Annotated in this window: 14 protein-coding genes; 7 read left to right on the top strand and 7 right to left on the bottom strand. The window is 72.6% G+C overall.

From position 1 onward, the window contains the following. Positions 1 to 89: 89 nt before the first annotated feature. Genes ABZY45_RS22845 through hutU form a run of 3 tightly spaced genes read right to left on the bottom strand, consistent with a single transcriptional unit; the run spans position 90 to position 4,347 of the window. The gene (locus tag ABZY45_RS22845; RefSeq protein WP_356742454.1) at positions 90 to 1,460 is read right to left on the bottom strand and encodes a formimidoylglutamate deiminase; all 1,371 of its coding nucleotides are present in this window, start codon (positions 1,458 to 1,460) and stop codon (positions 90 to 92) included. Beyond that, positions 1,451 to 2,665, bottom strand: coding sequence for an allantoate amidohydrolase (locus ABZY45_RS22840; protein WP_356742531.1), 1,215 nt, complete (start codon positions 2,663 to 2,665; stop codon positions 1,451 to 1,453). Before ABZY45_RS22840 ends, ABZY45_RS22845 begins: the two co-directional genes overlap by 10 nt. Before the next feature lie 17 nt (positions 2,666 to 2,682). After that, positions 2,683 to 4,347, bottom strand: coding sequence for a urocanate hydratase (hutU, locus tag ABZY45_RS22835; RefSeq protein ID WP_356742452.1), 1,665 nt, complete (start codon positions 4,345 to 4,347; stop codon positions 2,683 to 2,685). Positions 4,348 to 4,834: 487 nt separating this feature from the next. On the opposite strand from hutU, the gene ABZY45_RS22830 reads away from it, so the two are divergent. From ABZY45_RS22830 to ABZY45_RS22815, 4 genes are all read left to right on the top strand, one after another. Next, complete coding sequence (locus ABZY45_RS22830; RefSeq protein ID WP_356742451.1) at positions 4,835 to 5,239, top strand: hypothetical protein; 405 nt, start codon at positions 4,835 to 4,837, stop codon at positions 5,237 to 5,239. Further along, positions 5,236 to 6,030 (top strand): helix-turn-helix domain-containing protein, encoded by a 795-nt coding sequence (locus ABZY45_RS22825; protein WP_356742450.1) that lies wholly within the window; start codon positions 5,236 to 5,238, stop codon positions 6,028 to 6,030. The genes ABZY45_RS22830 and ABZY45_RS22825 overlap by 4 nt, the downstream gene beginning before the upstream one ends. Positions 6,031 to 6,068: 38 nt before the next feature. Beyond that, positions 6,069 to 6,536: a roadblock/LC7 domain-containing protein gene (locus tag ABZY45_RS22820; RefSeq protein ID WP_356742448.1), complete on the top strand. Its 468-nt coding sequence runs from the start codon at positions 6,069 to 6,071 to the stop codon at positions 6,534 to 6,536. A 62-nt stretch (positions 6,537 to 6,598) separates the two neighbouring features. Further along, on the top strand, positions 6,599 to 6,973 hold the full coding sequence (locus tag ABZY45_RS22815) for a hypothetical protein (protein ID WP_356742447.1): 375 nt from the start codon (positions 6,599 to 6,601) through the stop codon (positions 6,971 to 6,973). An 18-nt stretch (positions 6,974 to 6,991) separates the two neighbouring features. Here the strand turns inward: ABZY45_RS22815 and ABZY45_RS22810 are convergent, their stop codons facing one another. Continuing rightward, entirely contained in the window at positions 6,992 to 7,531 is a 540-nt protein-coding gene (locus ABZY45_RS22810; protein ID WP_356742530.1) for a hypothetical protein, read from the bottom strand. A 220-nt stretch (positions 7,532 to 7,751) separates the two neighbouring features. Then, a complete protein-coding gene (locus ABZY45_RS22805; protein ID WP_356742445.1) occupies positions 7,752 to 8,594 on the bottom strand; it encodes a MurR/RpiR family transcriptional regulator in 843 nt (280 codons plus the stop codon). Between the two features lie 177 nt (positions 8,595 to 8,771). Here ABZY45_RS22805 and ABZY45_RS22800 point away from each other — a divergent pair, with 177 nt between their 5' ends. Beyond that, a complete protein-coding gene (locus ABZY45_RS22800; protein ID WP_356742443.1) occupies positions 8,772 to 9,353 on the top strand; it encodes a thioredoxin domain-containing protein in 582 nt (193 codons plus the stop codon). Positions 9,354 to 9,471: 118 nt separating this feature from the next. On the opposite strand, the gene ABZY45_RS22795 is transcribed toward ABZY45_RS22800, so the two are convergent. Beyond that, positions 9,472 to 10,275, bottom strand: a complete 804-nt coding sequence (locus ABZY45_RS22795) for a maleylpyruvate isomerase family mycothiol-dependent enzyme (RefSeq protein WP_356742441.1) — start codon at positions 10,273 to 10,275, stop codon at positions 9,472 to 9,474. Positions 10,276 to 10,403: 128 nt separating this feature from the next. Here ABZY45_RS22795 and ABZY45_RS22790 point away from each other — a divergent pair, with 128 nt between their 5' ends. Next, positions 10,404 to 10,823 carry a hypothetical protein gene (locus tag ABZY45_RS22790; protein ID WP_356742439.1) on the top strand — a complete coding sequence of 140 codons (420 nt, stop codon included), beginning with the start codon at positions 10,404 to 10,406 and terminating at the stop codon, positions 10,821 to 10,823. A 312-nt stretch (positions 10,824 to 11,135) separates the two neighbouring features. On the opposite strand, the gene ABZY45_RS22785 is transcribed toward ABZY45_RS22790, so the two are convergent. Continuing rightward, positions 11,136 to 12,539, bottom strand: a complete 1,404-nt coding sequence (locus tag ABZY45_RS22785; RefSeq protein WP_356742437.1) for a cystathionine beta-synthase — start codon at positions 12,537 to 12,539, stop codon at positions 11,136 to 11,138. A 155-nt stretch (positions 12,540 to 12,694) separates the two neighbouring features. Here ABZY45_RS22785 and ABZY45_RS22780 point away from each other — a divergent pair, with 155 nt between their 5' ends. Then, positions 12,695 to 13,795, top strand: coding sequence for an SGNH/GDSL hydrolase family protein (locus ABZY45_RS22780; RefSeq protein ID WP_356742529.1), 1,101 nt, complete (start codon positions 12,695 to 12,697; stop codon positions 13,793 to 13,795). Positions 13,796 to 13,872: the final 77 nt, after the last annotated feature.

Genomic DNA, 13,872 nt, shown 5'->3' with positions numbered 1-13,872 from the left:
GGCGGGGGCTCCGGTGGAGGCCGGGACCCCTGGGCGGGGCGGGGCCCCTGCGGGGGCGAGGGCTCCGGGCTGGGGTGTCCGCCGGGGGGTCATCCGTGCAGGGCGGAGACGGCGGAGGCCAGCGCTCCCGGCACGTCGTCGATGCGTGTGTGCCGGCCGTCCCGGACGATGTGCCGTCCCGCTACCACCGTGTGCCGCACATCCGCGGCGGAGGCGGCGAATACGGCCGCTTCCGCAGCCAGCCTGGGCACCGGCCCGGCCGTCCTGACGGAGTCGAGCGCGACGGTCGTGAGATCGGCCGGCGCGCCCGGTTCCAGCACGCCCGCGTCCGGCCGGCCGAGTGCGGCGTGCCCGTCGGCGGAGGCGGCCCTGAGGAGGGCGGCCGCTGTCCAGTGACCGCGTACATGGGTGCGCAGGCGTTCGTTGAGCTCCATCGCCCGGGCCTCCTCGAAGAGGTCGATGACGGCGTGGCTGTCGCTGCCCAGCGAGAGCGGCGAGCCCGCGGCCTGAAGTGCGGTGGCGGGGCCGATCCCGTCGGCGAGGTCGCGTTCGGTGGTGGGGCACATGCAGGTGCCCGTCCGGGAGCTGCCCAGCAGCTCGATGTCCTCGGCGCCCAGGTGGGTGTTGTGGATTCCGGTGGTGTGGGGTCCGAGGACCCCGTGGTCGGCGAGGAGCCGGGCGGGTGTGCGGCCGTGGGCGGCGAGGCAGGCGTCGTTCTCGGCCGTCTGCTCGGAGAGGTGGACGTGCAGCGGGGCGGCGCGCTCGCGCGCCCACTCCGCGACGGTGGACAACTGCCCGGCCGGGACCGCCCGTACGGAATGGATCGCGGCCCCGATGCGCACCATGTCGTCGTCCCCCTTGAGGAGACCTGCGCGCTCCGCCCAGGCGTCGGCGGTGGTGTCGGAGAAGCGGAGCTGGTGCCGGCTGGGCTTCTCGCCGAAACCGGCCGCGAGATAGGCGGTGTCGAGCAGGGTGATGCGGATGCCCGCCTCGGCAGCCGCCGCGATGAGCGCCTCGCCCATGGCGTTCGGGTTGTCATAGGGCGTACCGCCGGGCGTGTGGTGCAGGTAGTGGAACTCGCCCACCGCGGTGATGCCCGCGAGCGCCATCTCGGCGTACGTGGCGCGGGCCAGCTCGTAGTAGCTGTCGGGGGTGAGCCGGGCGGCCGTGCGGTACATCGTCTCGCGCCACGTCCAGAAGGTGCCGGAACCCACCTGCACGGTGGACCGCAGGGCGCGGTGGAAGGCGTGCGAATGAGTGTTGGCCAGCCCCGGGACGGTCAGGCCGCGCAGCGTGGTGGCACCGGGTGGCGGCGCGTCGATGCCCGTGCGGACACCGGCGATGCGCCCGCCGGCCACGTCCAGGAGAACCCCCGGCTCGACGTGGGTGCCGAGCCAGGCGTGCGACATCCAGTACGTCGCGGTGACCGGTGTGCCCGTCGGTTGCGTTGTCAGCTGCACGCGAGACCTTCCAGTACGTCGGCGAGTGCCCTCACCCCGGCCACGCAGTCGTCCTCCGCGGCGTGCTCGGCGGGTGAGTGCGAGATCCCGGTGGGGTTCCGTACGAACAGCATGGCGGTCGGCACGGAAGCGGACAAAATACCCGCGTCGTGTCCCGCACCGGTACCGAGCACGGGCACGGCGCGGCCCGAGGGGCCGGGACCGTGCCGTCCCAGGAGCCGACGCATCTCGTCACGCAGCGCGTGCTGGAACTCCACGACCGGCGTGAACGACTCCCGTACGACCGTGAGATCGATCCCGGCCCGCTCGGCGTGCTCCCGCGCGGCCCGCTCGACACCGGCGACGACGCTGTCCAGGGTCGCCTGGTCCGCGGCCCGCGAGTCGAGCCAGCCCCGCACGAGGGAGGGGATCGCGTTGACCCCGTTCGGCTCGACGGCGACCTTGCCGAAGGTGGCCAGGCCACCGGCGAGTTCCGCCTCGCGCCGGGCCGCGAGCACGGTCTCGGCGTACGTGAGCATCGGGTCGCGCCGGTCGGCGAGCCTGGTGGTGCCCGCGTGGTTGGCCTCACCGCGGAAGTCGAACCGCCAGCGGCCGTGCGGCCAGATGGCGGAGGCGACGCCCACGGGGTCCCCGCTCAGGTCGAGGGCGCGCCCCTGCTCCACATGCAGCTCGACGAACGCGCCGATCCGGGCGAGGCGACCGGGGTCGGGCCCGATGGCGTCGGGGTCGTGTCCTGCGGCCTCCATGGCCTGCGGCAACGAGACGCCGTCCCCGTCCCGGAGCCGGTGCGCGTCCTCGACGGTCAGCTGCCCGGCGGCGAGCCGGGACCCGACGCAGGCGAGCCCGAAGCGGGCCCCTTCCTCGTCGACGAAGTTGGTGATGGCGAGCGGTCTGGTGAACTCCGCTCCCCTGCGGCGGAGTTCGTCGAGCGCCGCGAAGGAGCTCACCACGCCCAGCGGGCCGTCGAAGGCGCCGCCGTCGGGCACGGAGTCGAGGTGGGATCCGGTGACCACGGCGTCTCCCGCGAGCGGATCGCCGAGCCAGGCCCACTGGTTGCCGTTGCGGTCGGTCTCGTGGACGAGGCCGCGCGCCTCGGCCTGCGCCCGGAACCACAGGCGGCACTCCGCGTCCGCCCCGGTCCAGGCGTAGCGGCGGTAGCCGCCGGAGGCGTCGCTGCGGCCGATGGGCAGCAGCGAGCGCCACATGGCGTGGAAGGTGTCGCTCACGCGGTGCCTTCCTCCCGCATCGGGATGCGCACGCCGCGCTCGTCCGCGACCGACTCCGCGATGTCGTAGCCGGCGTCCACGTGCCGGATCACGCCCATGCCGGGGTCGTTGGTGAGGACGCGGCGGATCTTCTCGCCGGCCAGCTTCGTGCCGTCGGCGACGGAGACCTGGCCCGCGTGGAGGGAGCGGCCCATACCGACGCCGCCGCCGTGGTGGATGGAGACCCAGGACGCTCCCGACGCGACGTTGACCATGGCGTTCAGCAGAGGCCAGTCCGCGATCGCGTCGGAGCCGTCGAGCATGGCTTCCGTCTCGCGGTAGGGGGAAGCCACCGAACCGCAGTCCAGGTGGTCGCGGCCGATCGCGAGCGGGGCGGCGAGGGTGCCGTTGCCGACCATGTCGTTGAACATGTCGCCCGCCTTGTCCCGTTCGCCCTGGCCGAGCCAGCAGATGCGGGCCGGCAGCCCCTGGAAGTGGACCCGCTCCCCCGCCATGCGGATCCACCGGTGCAGCGACTCGTTCTCCGGGAAGAGTTCGAGCAGCGCCTTGTCCGTCTTGTGGATGTCCGACGCCTCGCCCGACAGCGCGGCCCACCGGAAGGGCCCCTTGCCCTCGCAGAAGAGGGGCCGGATGTAGGCGGGCACGAAGCCCGGGAAGTCGAACGCCCGCGCGTAACCCGCGAGCTGGGCCTCGCCGCGGATCGAGTTGCCGTAGTCGAAGACCTCCGCCCCGGCGTCCATGAAACCGACCATGGCCTCGACGTGCGCGGCCATCGACTCACGGGCGCGCCGGGTGAAGTCAGCGGGCTTCTCGGCCGCGTACGAGGCCATGTCGTCGAGGTCGACACCCACGGGCAGATAGGCGAGGGGGTCGTGCGCGCTGGTCTGGTCGGTGACGATGTCGACGGGAGCGCCCTCGGCGAGCAGGCGCGGCAGCAGCTCCGCCGCGTTGCCCAGCAGGCCGATGGAGAGCGGGCGCCGCGCGTCGCGGGCCTCTACGGCCAGCTGGAGCGCGTGCGCCGGCGAGTCGGCCCGCACGTCCAGGTAGCGGTGCTCGATCCGGCGCTCGATGGCTCGGGGGTCGCAGTCGATGCAGAGGGCGACACCGTCGTTCATCGTGACGGCCAGCGGCTGGGCGCCGCCCATGCCACCGAGGCCCGCCGTCAGCGTGATGGTGCCGGCCAGCGTCCCGCCGAACCGCTTGGCGGCGACGGCGGCGAACGTCTCGTAGGTGCCCTGGAGGATGCCCTGTGTCCCGATGTAGATCCAGGAGCCCGCGGTCATCTGCCCGTACATGGTGAGCCCGAGCGCCTCCAGACGGCGGAACTCCTCCCAGTTGGCCCAGTCGCCGACCAGGTTGGAGTTGGCGATCAGGACGCGCGGCGCCCATTCGTGGGTCTGCATGACGCCGACCGGCCGCCCGGACTGTACGAGCATCGTCTCGTCCTGCTTGAGCGTCCGCAGCGTACGGACCATGGCGTCGAAGGACCGCCAGTCACGGGCCGCCTTGCCCGTGCCTCCGTAGACGACGAGCTTGTCGGGGTGCTCGGCGACCTCGGGGTCGAGGTTGTTCTGCAGCATGCGGAGGGCGGCTTCCTGCTGCCATCCCAGGGCGCTCAGTTCCGTACCGCGCGGTGCCCGTACGGGGCGGGGTCCTGACATGGCGGGTGCCTCCTCAGCGAATGTGACTCTCCTATTCACATCCTGGCGATCTGAATAGTCCTAGTCAACAGGCGGGGTCCCGGCCCGGCCGGGACATTCGTCCTCGCATCACTCTCCGCGAGTCACCTCGACCGCGCCACGGATCGGAGGCGCGATCCGGCTGCCCTTCCTGTCGGCTTCGGCGTCGCCCCGCTGACCGCGACTTCCTGCTCCTCCTGTCGGACTGATCGGAATCGGCCTCTGCGTGATCAACAAGTCGGTGATGCCGGGCGCCGGGGGTGCCTGAGAACGCGCATCAAAGGGCCGAATTCAGCCACGGTCAGGCAGTCGGCGGACAACTTCCGACCGGCCGCCCCGCGTCCACCTGCGGGCCTCTGCGCGGCCCTTCGCATGTACCACTGGAAAATGCCAGAACTCCCCCTTGGCGCGCACACGTTGCGTAGCCTCTCCACTACATCCGTACGCCACGTCGGGAGGGGAATCCGCGGTGCCCGGAATCGACGAGTGCCTCATCGAAGTCATGAGGCTGCCCGGTGCCCGGGGCGCCGCGGTGGTCGACTGGACCAGCGGTCTCGCCCTCGGCACCATAGGTGAGTCGCCCAACGGCGACCACGAGGCCACGGCCGCCGAGACGGCCGAGGTGGCGAGAATGGCCGCGGAACAGCCCGTCTTCGCCCAGGCAGAGGCGCCCGCCGGCCCGGCCGGTCCGCCCGCCCCCGCCGTCGAGGACGTCATCGTCACCACCGCTCCCGGCTACCACATCCTCCGTTTCGTCGAGACGGCGTTCGACAGCAGCGTCTTCCTCCACCTCTGGCTGGACCGCGCGGAAGGCAATCTCGCCCTCGCCCGCATAAAACTCGGCGAGATAGCGGAGCGGCTGGTCCTGGCATGAGACCCACCACCGCCGCCCCGGCGGACCTGCCCGAACGGGCCGCCCCGTCCCCGATGCTCCAGCGGCTCGCCGCCGAGCGCGCGACCGGCGCGCTGATGCGTGACCGCGGCACCCTCTATCTCGCAGACGGCCAGGTCGTCCACGCCGAGAGCCCGGCCACCCCCGGGATCGACGTCCTGCTGACCACCGGCGGGGCCCTGCGCTCCGAGGGCTGGTGGGACGCGGTCGCCCAGGCGGGCGCCGGCCGACGGGTCGGCCGCTACCTCGTGGACAGCGGCCGGGTCCCCGGCGGCGCCCTGGAGCTCTGCCATCTGGGGGCGCTGTACGACGCGGCCTTCTTCGCCCTGGCCCCCACCCACACCCCGGCCCGCTTCCGATACGGGGTCTCCCACTGGATGGGTCCCGTCCGTCCTGTACCCGTGCACGCCGTGCAGCGCGAGACGCTACGGCGACGTGAGCTCCTGGACCGGATCTGGCCGGACGCGCTCACCGACAGCGCCCCGCTCGTCCCCACGGCGCACCCGGTCGACGCACCGGTGCCCCCGCGTCAGCGCCGTGTCCTGGCCCTGGTCGACGGCGAGCGCACGGCCACGGACATCGCCAGGGAACTGGGCCGCTCCGCCTTCCACATCCTGGTCGATCTGCGCCGGCTCGCCGCGGCCGGACTCGTCGAAGCGCTCCGCCCGGCCCCGCCGGGGTCCGAGCCCGGCCGGATCACGCTGCCCGAGGTCACCACGGACCCCGACGTCGCCCTGCTGCGCCGGCTCAGAGACGCATTGGAGGCCCTGTGATACGCGCGCTCAGACAGCGTGCCGGGAGGAGACAGCTGATGGTGCCCGAGGCCGAAGTGAAGGATGTCCTCGACGAGCTCCAACGGTTACGCGCCCGGGTACCGCTCCTGACCGGCGCACTCGCCGCCAGCACCGACGGCCTGGTCGTCGCCCACGACACACCGGGCATCGAGGCGGAGGGCGTCGCCGCCCTCACCGCCGCCGCGCTGGGCGTATCGATCCGGATGGCCGATGCCACCGGCCGCGGCGGATTCCGCGAACTCCTGATCCGGGGCGAGAACGGCTACATCGCCACCTACGCGGCAGGCTCCTCCGCCGTCCTCACCCTGCTGGCCGAGGACCGCATCAACGTAGGCCGCCTCCACCTCGAAGGCCGCCGGGCCGGCGCGCGCATCGGCGAAGTGGTCGACGCCGCACAGGAACACGCCGACCGGTCGGCGGCCCCTCCGCGCGCACAGCAGTCCGGGGCCCTGCCCCGCCGCGCCACGACACCGGATCCCACGTGACACCCGTACGCAGCCAGAAACGGACCGGCCAACGGGCCGGCCAGGGAAAGGAAACGAGCACTATGGCCAACACCGAAGCGTCACTGAAAGAAGCGATGGCGTCGATCGAGGGGACCCTCGGTGTCGCACTCGTCGACTACACGAGCGGCATGGCCCTGGGCACCCTCGGCGGCGGCAAGGACTTCAACCTGGAGGTCGCCGCCGCGGGCAACACGGACGTCATCCGCGCGAAGCTCCGGACGATGGAGCACCTGGGCATCAAGGACGAGATCGAGGACATCCTGATCACCCTCGGCGGCCAGTACCACCTGATCCGGCTGCTCAAGACCCGCGGCAGCAACGGCCTGTTCCTCTACCTCGTCCTGGACAAGGTCAGGGCCAACCTCGCGATGGCCCGTCACCAGCTGAGGAGGATCGAGGCCGAGCTGGAGGTCTGACCGTCTGACCAACCGGGCTCACAGGCGGCGACGCCGCGCCCCACCGGGTGCGGCGTCCCCCGCCACGGGCCCGGTCGTCCGGTACGCCTTCACCTGCCTGCCCGCGGGCCGGCCGTTCGCCACCCAGTCGGTGCGCACCCAGTACAGGACGTCGTCCCGCAGCTCACGGCGGCCGAACCGCGCGGCCTTCAGCCAGAGCCCGGCGCCCGCCCCGGCCAGCACGAGCCCGCCGGCCCCCGGGAGCACGGCCGCGCTCGCCACCGCCACCAGGAACGCGCCGAGCAGCCACCACCGGTGGCCGCGCCGCCAGTTCCGCACGGTCACGTCCCGGTCCTGGAGGAAGTCGCTCCGCCCCGCGCGGGTGGCGCCGCGGGCGAGCTCCGCGTACCGCCCCGTCCGTGTGAACGCCACCACGGCCAAGGTCACCAGGAACAGCGCGGCGCCGGCCAGCAGACCGATCCGCCGCCCGGTGAGCCCCGGTACGAACACCCCGACGGCTGCCGCCAGCAGCCCCGGCCACCACATCGGCGCGGCCCCGGCCCGTACGATCACGGCCACCCTCGCCAACGACTGCGCTCCGCGCCCCACGTCCGTACTCCTCTCCCGCAGCTCCCTGTGCACCTTCTGGGCGCGGAGATTAATAGGCACAGATGAGCGATGTCTGAGAATCCGCAGAAGCGGCCCGCCCGGTTTTCGGAGACCGACCGAACCCATGCCAGGGACCGGGCCTTTCGCGGCCCCCGGCCCACCACTCTCACGCCCGGCCCAGGGGCCCCGGCTACTCGACGAACAGGCCTCGCGCGGCGGCCTTGGCGTCGAACTCCTCCAGCCGCGCCTGCGCCTCGGGCAGTTCGTCGCACATCGCTTCCAGCAGTGCCCGTCCCAGCAGCATCGGCGCACACGCGGTGTCGAAGGCCAGGCCCGTCCCCACGGCGGCCGGGAGCAGCAGATCGCTCTGGGCGGCCACCGGGGCGAACGCCGAATCGGCCACGGTCACGACGGTCAGCCCCTGCTCCCGCGCGTACGCCAGCGCGTCCACGGCCTCGCGGGGGTGCCGCGGCAGGGCGAAGCACATCAGCGCGCTCGCGCCCGCCCGCCGGGCGGCGTCGATGCGGTCGTGCAGCATGCTGCCGCCCTCGTCGAGCACCCGCACGTCCGGGTGCACCTTGCCGGCGAAGTAGCCGAACCCCCGCGCCTGCGGGGAGGCGGCCCGCAGGCCGAGCACGAGCAGCGGCCGGGACGCGGCAAGCAGCCGTCCCGCCCGTTCCACCGGGGCCGGATCGGCGAGCAGATCGGACAGCTGGCGCAGATTCTCGATCTCGGCGAGCACCGCCTGCTGATACTCGTTCAGGGAGTCCTCGACGCCGCCCTCCGTACCGGCCGGTGCGACCTCCCGCAGGTGCTTGCGCAGAGCGGGGTAGCCGTCGAACCCCAGGGCCACGGCGAAGCGCGTGACGGACGGCTGGCTGACCCCGGCCAGCTCGGCCAGCTCGACGCTCGACAGGAACGGGGCGTCGGCGGCCCGCCGCACCATGGAGTGCGCGATACGCCGCTGGGTGGGCGTGAGCCGCTGCCCCTCGAAAAGCCGCTGCAACCGCGCCGCCGGGCCGCTCCCGCTCATGCTGTCCCCTCCAGAGATTCCGCCGCGCCGGTCCGGCACCCGAGGAATCCATTCAGCCAGCAAGCAGTCTGCATGTCCATATACATCCGCTGGTCCGGCCGGTTCCCCGGAGGGACGCGGCCGGACCGGCGGCGGGCTCGCATTGCGGGACCGCTCTCCCCTGCCGACCCTTGGAGCATGATCCCAGCCAATACGAGAGGGCCCGGCGGCATCGTCGTCCGCTACGGCGACCCCGACGCCGCCCACGTGCTGAGCGTCTACGCCGATCTGCGCTGCCCCTACTGCAAGCGCATGGAGCTGGACCTCGGGGCGGTGATGGAGCGGGCCGCGGACGAGGGCAGATTCGCGGTGGACCACCATTTCGGCACGTTCATCGACGATTCGGCGGGCGGCAGCGGGTCCCTGGAGGCGCTGGCCGCGCTCGGAGCCGCGGCGGACGAGGGACAGAAGCCGTTCATGCAGTACCTGCGGGTGCTCTACGCCGATCAGCCCAGCGAGGACGTCGACGCCTTCGCCGACCGGGACAACCTGCTGCGGCTGGCCGGAGAGGTCGAGGCGCTGCACACCGACTCCTTCCGGCAGAAGGTCGGCGAGCGCACCTATCTGCCCTGGGCGGCACAGGTGTCGGCCGCCTTCGAGCAGAGCGGTGTCCGGTCCACCCCGACGGTCCTCATCGACGGCACCCCGGTGGCCGTCATGAACAGCATGGGGTACGCGGTCACGCCTGAGGCCTTCCTCGCCGAGGTCACGCCCCTGTGAGTGCCCGTGCCCTCGGGGTGCGCACCCCCGTGAACACCTGCTCCTCCGGAGGCGCCCCGTGCCGGGCTCCGTCCGTGCGCCCTTGTCCGGCCGGCACGGGCCCCGCTCCGGGCGGGCGTCAGAACACGACGCGGGCCGCCAGCAGCGCCGCCCCCGCCTCCGGGTCCCCCTCCAGCTCCAGGCGGCCGCGCGTCGGCCGCCCGGACAGGTGCCGGGCGAAGTCGACCGCGTCCGCGTGGAGCGTGGCGGCCGGGCTGCCGATGCCCAGCAGGTAGTCGCCTCCCGCGGGGCCGTGGAGGTCGAGTTCGGCCGCGGGCCCCGTCCAGGAGAGAGCCAGGTCGAGCACGACCTGGCCCACGACCTCCCGGTCGTGCGGGTCGAGGACCAGCTCGGCGCCGGTGGCGTCGCTGAGGTCCACCCGGTGCATCCAGGTGTCACGGGTGACGAGGACGTTGCCGAGGTAGTCCATCGAGTCGTCAGGCAGCGCTCTGGCCTCCGGGTAGAGCAGGCTCAGCCGGATCCTGCGGCGGACCGGGGCGGGCATCCGGCGCAGGGCGATGAGGCCCTGCGGTGCGAAGTGCGCGAGAGCGCCGATCAGCTCACGCCCCGGGACGGCCTTCCGGTCCTCGATCTGGCACTCGTTGTGTCCGTCGAGCCGGCCGAGCCCCGGATGGGTCCGCGCGGCCCTGCGCACCCGGCGGACGGCGACCCAGGGCCGGGGCAACTCCTCGAACTGCCCGACGGTGTGGGCCAGCATGTCCCGGACCGTCCAGCCGTCGCACACGGTGGGGCGCCGCCAGTCCTCGTCGGAGAGCTCACGGAACGTGGACAGGGTCGCCCGCAGCTCCGCCTCGTTGACCAGGCGGGCCCGCGTCCCGTACGTACGCGGAACGGCACGGGCGGACGACGTCGTGGTGGCCATGGGCACGCCTCCCGTCTCCCGGCATCCACGCTACGCCGAGGAGGCACGGCCCGCCCTGCTCACAGGGCCGCCGAAACCGGGGGCTGACCCCACTGACCCGGAAGCCTCGGAGCCGTACCGTGGAGCGCATGGAAGCCCGTGAACCCGAGCTCAGGCGTGAGCTCGACGCCACCCTTCAGGCCCGCGCCGAGCTGGGGCCCGAATACGAGTCCGCGCTCATCGACTCGTTCCTGGAAAAGGTCGAGCAGCGGCTCGACGGCACCCTCGACCGGCGGATGCGGCGCAGCCTCGCCGAGCAGCGGACGACCACCGCCCGGGGCGGTGCGGAGCCGGCCAGGCCCGGGGGAGGCTTCGGGGAGCGTTTCGGCTTCGCGGCCGTCTCGCTGGTGCTGGCCATCCCGCTGTCCGCGATCGGCGTCGCGAACGCGGGGATCGAGGGGCTCGTGGTGGCCTGGCTCGGGATCTTCGGGGTGAACGCCGTGCATGCCGCCCGGACGTGGCCGTCGAACCAGGCGAGGAAGCGGACGTCCTCCGACTGGGACGGCTGAGGCGACCGAGGCAACTGGGCCGACCGAGGCGTCGACCGCACACACGGATAATCGCGGGGACCGCCGCACCCCCGGTTGCCCAGGGGGCGGGACGACGGCGGTCCCCGCGAGGGACGCGGTCCCGGGTCAGGGCCGGGTCTCGCGTCCGGGCGACGGTGGAGGTCCGGGAGCCGCTCCGTAGTCCGTGTCGCCGTATCAGGTGCCGGCGGGTTTCCCTGCCGACACCCATTACTCTGCCGGAGCCGTGTTAAGCCGGTGCTGCGCCCACGTGTCGCGCTCGTACCGTTTTCGCTAACCCCGGGAACACGCTTCCTACGACTTGGCCGCCGTGCCCTTGGCGAGGAAGGCCAGCAGGTCCTGCCTGCTCACGACACCCGTCGGCTTGCCCTCGACCAGCACGATCGCCGCGTCGGCACCGTCCGTGCCACTGAGCACCGCCATCAGGTCCTCGACCGGCTCACCCGAGCCGACCTGCGGCAGCGGGGCCGACATGTGCCTCTCCAGCGGGTCGGAGAGCGTGGCCCGCTGGGTGAACAGGGCGTCCAGGAGCTGACGCTCCACGACCGAGCCGATGACCTCGGCGGCCATGACGTCCGGGTGCCCCGCGCCGGGCTTCACGATCGGCATCTGGGAGACGCCGTACTCCCGGAGCACGTCGATGGCCTCGCCGACCGTCTCCTCCGGGTGCATGTGGACGAGCGAGGGCAGCGGCCCGTCCTTGAAGTCGAGGACGGCGCCGACCCGTGCGGAGGGGCCGGAGTCCTCCAGGAAGCCGTAGTCGGCCATCCACTCGTCGTTGAAGATCTTGCTCATGTAGCCGCGCCCGCTGTCGGGGAGCAGGACGACGACCACGTCCTCGGGGCCCAGCCGCTTCGCGACCTCCAGGGCCGCGACGACCGCCATGCCGCAGGAGCCGCCGACGAGCAGCCCCTCCTCCTTGGCGAGGCGGCGGGTCATCTGGAAGGAGTCCTTGTCGGAGACCGCGACGATCTCGTCCGTGACCGTGCGGTCGTAGGCGCTCGGCCAGAAGTCCTCGCCGACGCCCTCCACGAGGTACGGGCGCCCGGAGCCGCCGGAGTAGACGGAGCCCTCCGGGTCGGCGCCGATGATCCGCACCCGGTTCTCGCTGACCTCCTTGAGGTAGCTGCCCGTCCCGGTGATCGTGCCGCCGGTGCCGACGCCCGCGACGAAGTGGGTGATCCGCCCGTCCGTCTGCTTCCAGAGCTCGGGACCGGTGCTCTCGTAGTGCGAGCGCGGGTTGTTCGGGTTGGAGTACTGGTCGGGCTTCCAGGCTCCGGGGGTCTCACGGACCAGACGGTCGGAGACGTTGTAGTACGAGTCCGGGTGCTCCGGGTCGACGGCCGTCGGGCAGACCACGACCTCGGCGCCGTACGCGCGCAGCACGTTGATCTTGTCCGTGGACACCTTGTCCGGGCAGACGAAGATGCACTTGTAGCCCTTCTGCTGGGCGACGATGGCCAGCCCGACACCCGTGTTGCCGCTGGTGGGCTCGACGATGGTGCCGCCGGGCTGAAGCTCGCCGCTCTGCTCGGCGGCTTCGATCATGCGCAGCGCGATGCGGTCCTTCACCGACCCGCCGGGGTTGAAGTACTCGACCTTGGCCAGGACCGTCGCCTGAATGCCTGCCGACACATTGCGCAGCCTGACCAGCGGGGTGTTGCCGACAAGACTGATCATCGAATCGTGGAATTGCACCGTGTACTCCGGGATCTCCGTGATGGTGAGCCAAGAGTATGCGTACGGGCACGAGATCGGCCGAAGCGATTGAGCGATGCCCCCCACGGGGCAGGTAGTGCTGTGTACGGCTGTACTGCACGGAGGAGGTGGACCGGACTGTGTCGAGAGCGAGGGTGGCACGGCGGATCGCGGCGGGTGCGGCTTACGGGGGCGGCAGCGTAGGGCTGATCGGCGCGGCGACGGTCGGCCTGGTGCTGGCCGAGGTGCAGCTGGCGAAACGGCAGGTGGGCGGCGGCCAGGCGCCCGTCCCGCCGAGCGCGGACGGACGGTACGGGGTGGCGTTCGCCGGGCCCGCCGATCCGTTGCGCTTCGTGATGCTGGGCGACTCGACGGCAGCCGGCCAGGGGGTGCGCAGGGCCGGCCAGACCCCGGGGGCGCTGCTGGCGTCCGGGCTGGCGGCGGTGGCGGAGCGGCCGGTGGATCTGAGGAACGTGGCACTGCCGGGTGCCCGGTCGGACGATCTGGAGCGCCAGGTGTCCTTGGTCCTGGCGGATCCCTCCGGGGTGCCGGACGTCTGCGTGATCATGATCGGCGCGAACGACGTGACCCACCGGATGCCGGCCACCCAGTCCGTGCGCTGCCTGAGCACGGCCGTACGACGGCTGCGCACGGCAGGCGCGGAGGTCGTCGTGGGGACCTGCCCCGACCTGGGCACGATCGAGCCGGTCTACCAGCCGCTGCGCTGGCTGGCGCGGCGGGTGAGCCGGCAGCTGGCGGCGGCCCAGACGATCGGCGCGGTGGAACAGGGGGGCCGGACGGTCTCGCTGGGCGACCTGCTCGGACCGGAGTTCGAGGCGAACCCCCGGGAACTCTTCGGGCCCGACAACTACCACCCCTCGGCCGAGGGGTACGCGACCGCCTCCATGGCGATGCTGCCCACGCTGTGCGCGGCGCTCGGGCTGTGGCCGGAGTCCGACCATCTGGACAGCTCGCGGCGCGAGGGCATGCTCCCGGTGGCCAAGGCGGCCTCCAGGGCGGCGAGGGAGGCCGGCACGGAGGTCACGGGGGCCCGGGCGCCCTGGGCCCTGCTCAAGCACCGCAGGCGGCGGCGCCTGCCCGCCCACACGGAGCCCGTGCGCCACGAGGACAGGGAGCCGGGGGGCGGCACAGGCAGCCGTACAGGAAGCGGCAACGGCGACGGGAAGGACGCCGGGACGGGCACGAAGGGCAGGATGCCCGGCCACGGCTTCGGGGCGACCTGGCGCCGGGCGTAGGAGCGCCTGCCGGGCGTACGGGCGCGGCGGGCCTTCCGTCCGCGTTCCGTCCATGCGGGGATTCCCGTCCACGTTCC

The sequence above is a fragment of the Streptomyces sp. NPDC006516 genome (genome assembly GCF_040611875.1).
Classification (GTDB): domain Bacteria; phylum Actinomycetota; class Actinomycetes; order Streptomycetales; family Streptomycetaceae; genus Streptomyces.
Note: the sequence above shows the minus strand (reverse complement) of the source record. Positions and strands in the feature narration are given on the sequence as shown.

Excerpts from the sequence above, each read along its gene's own strand:
- ABZY45_RS22840 (WP_356742531.1), bottom strand. The coding sequence starts at position 2,665 with ATGTGGCGCTCGCTGCTGCCCATCGGCCGCAGCGACGCCTCCGGCGGC.
- hutU (WP_356742452.1), bottom strand. The coding sequence starts at position 4,347 with ATGTCAGGACCCCGCCCCGTACGGGCACCGCGCGGTACGGAACTGAGC.
- ABZY45_RS22825 (WP_356742450.1), top strand. The coding sequence starts at position 5,236 with ATGAGACCCACCACCGCCGCCCCGGCGGACCTGCCCGAACGGGCCGCC.
- ABZY45_RS22795 (WP_356742441.1), bottom strand. The coding sequence starts at position 10,275 with ATGGCCACCACGACGTCGTCCGCCCGTGCCGTTCCGCGTACGTACGGG.
- ABZY45_RS22790 (WP_356742439.1), top strand. The coding sequence starts at position 10,404 with ATGGAAGCCCGTGAACCCGAGCTCAGGCGTGAGCTCGACGCCACCCTT.
- ABZY45_RS22805 (WP_356742445.1), bottom strand. The coding sequence starts at position 8,594 with ATGAGCGGGAGCGGCCCGGCGGCGCGGTTGCAGCGGCTTTTCGAGGGG.
- ABZY45_RS22800 (WP_356742443.1), top strand. The coding sequence starts at position 8,772 with ATGATCCCAGCCAATACGAGAGGGCCCGGCGGCATCGTCGTCCGCTAC.
- ABZY45_RS22820 (WP_356742448.1), top strand. The coding sequence starts at position 6,069 with ATGGTGCCCGAGGCCGAAGTGAAGGATGTCCTCGACGAGCTCCAACGG.
- ABZY45_RS22815 (WP_356742447.1), top strand. The coding sequence starts at position 6,599 with ATGGCCAACACCGAAGCGTCACTGAAAGAAGCGATGGCGTCGATCGAG.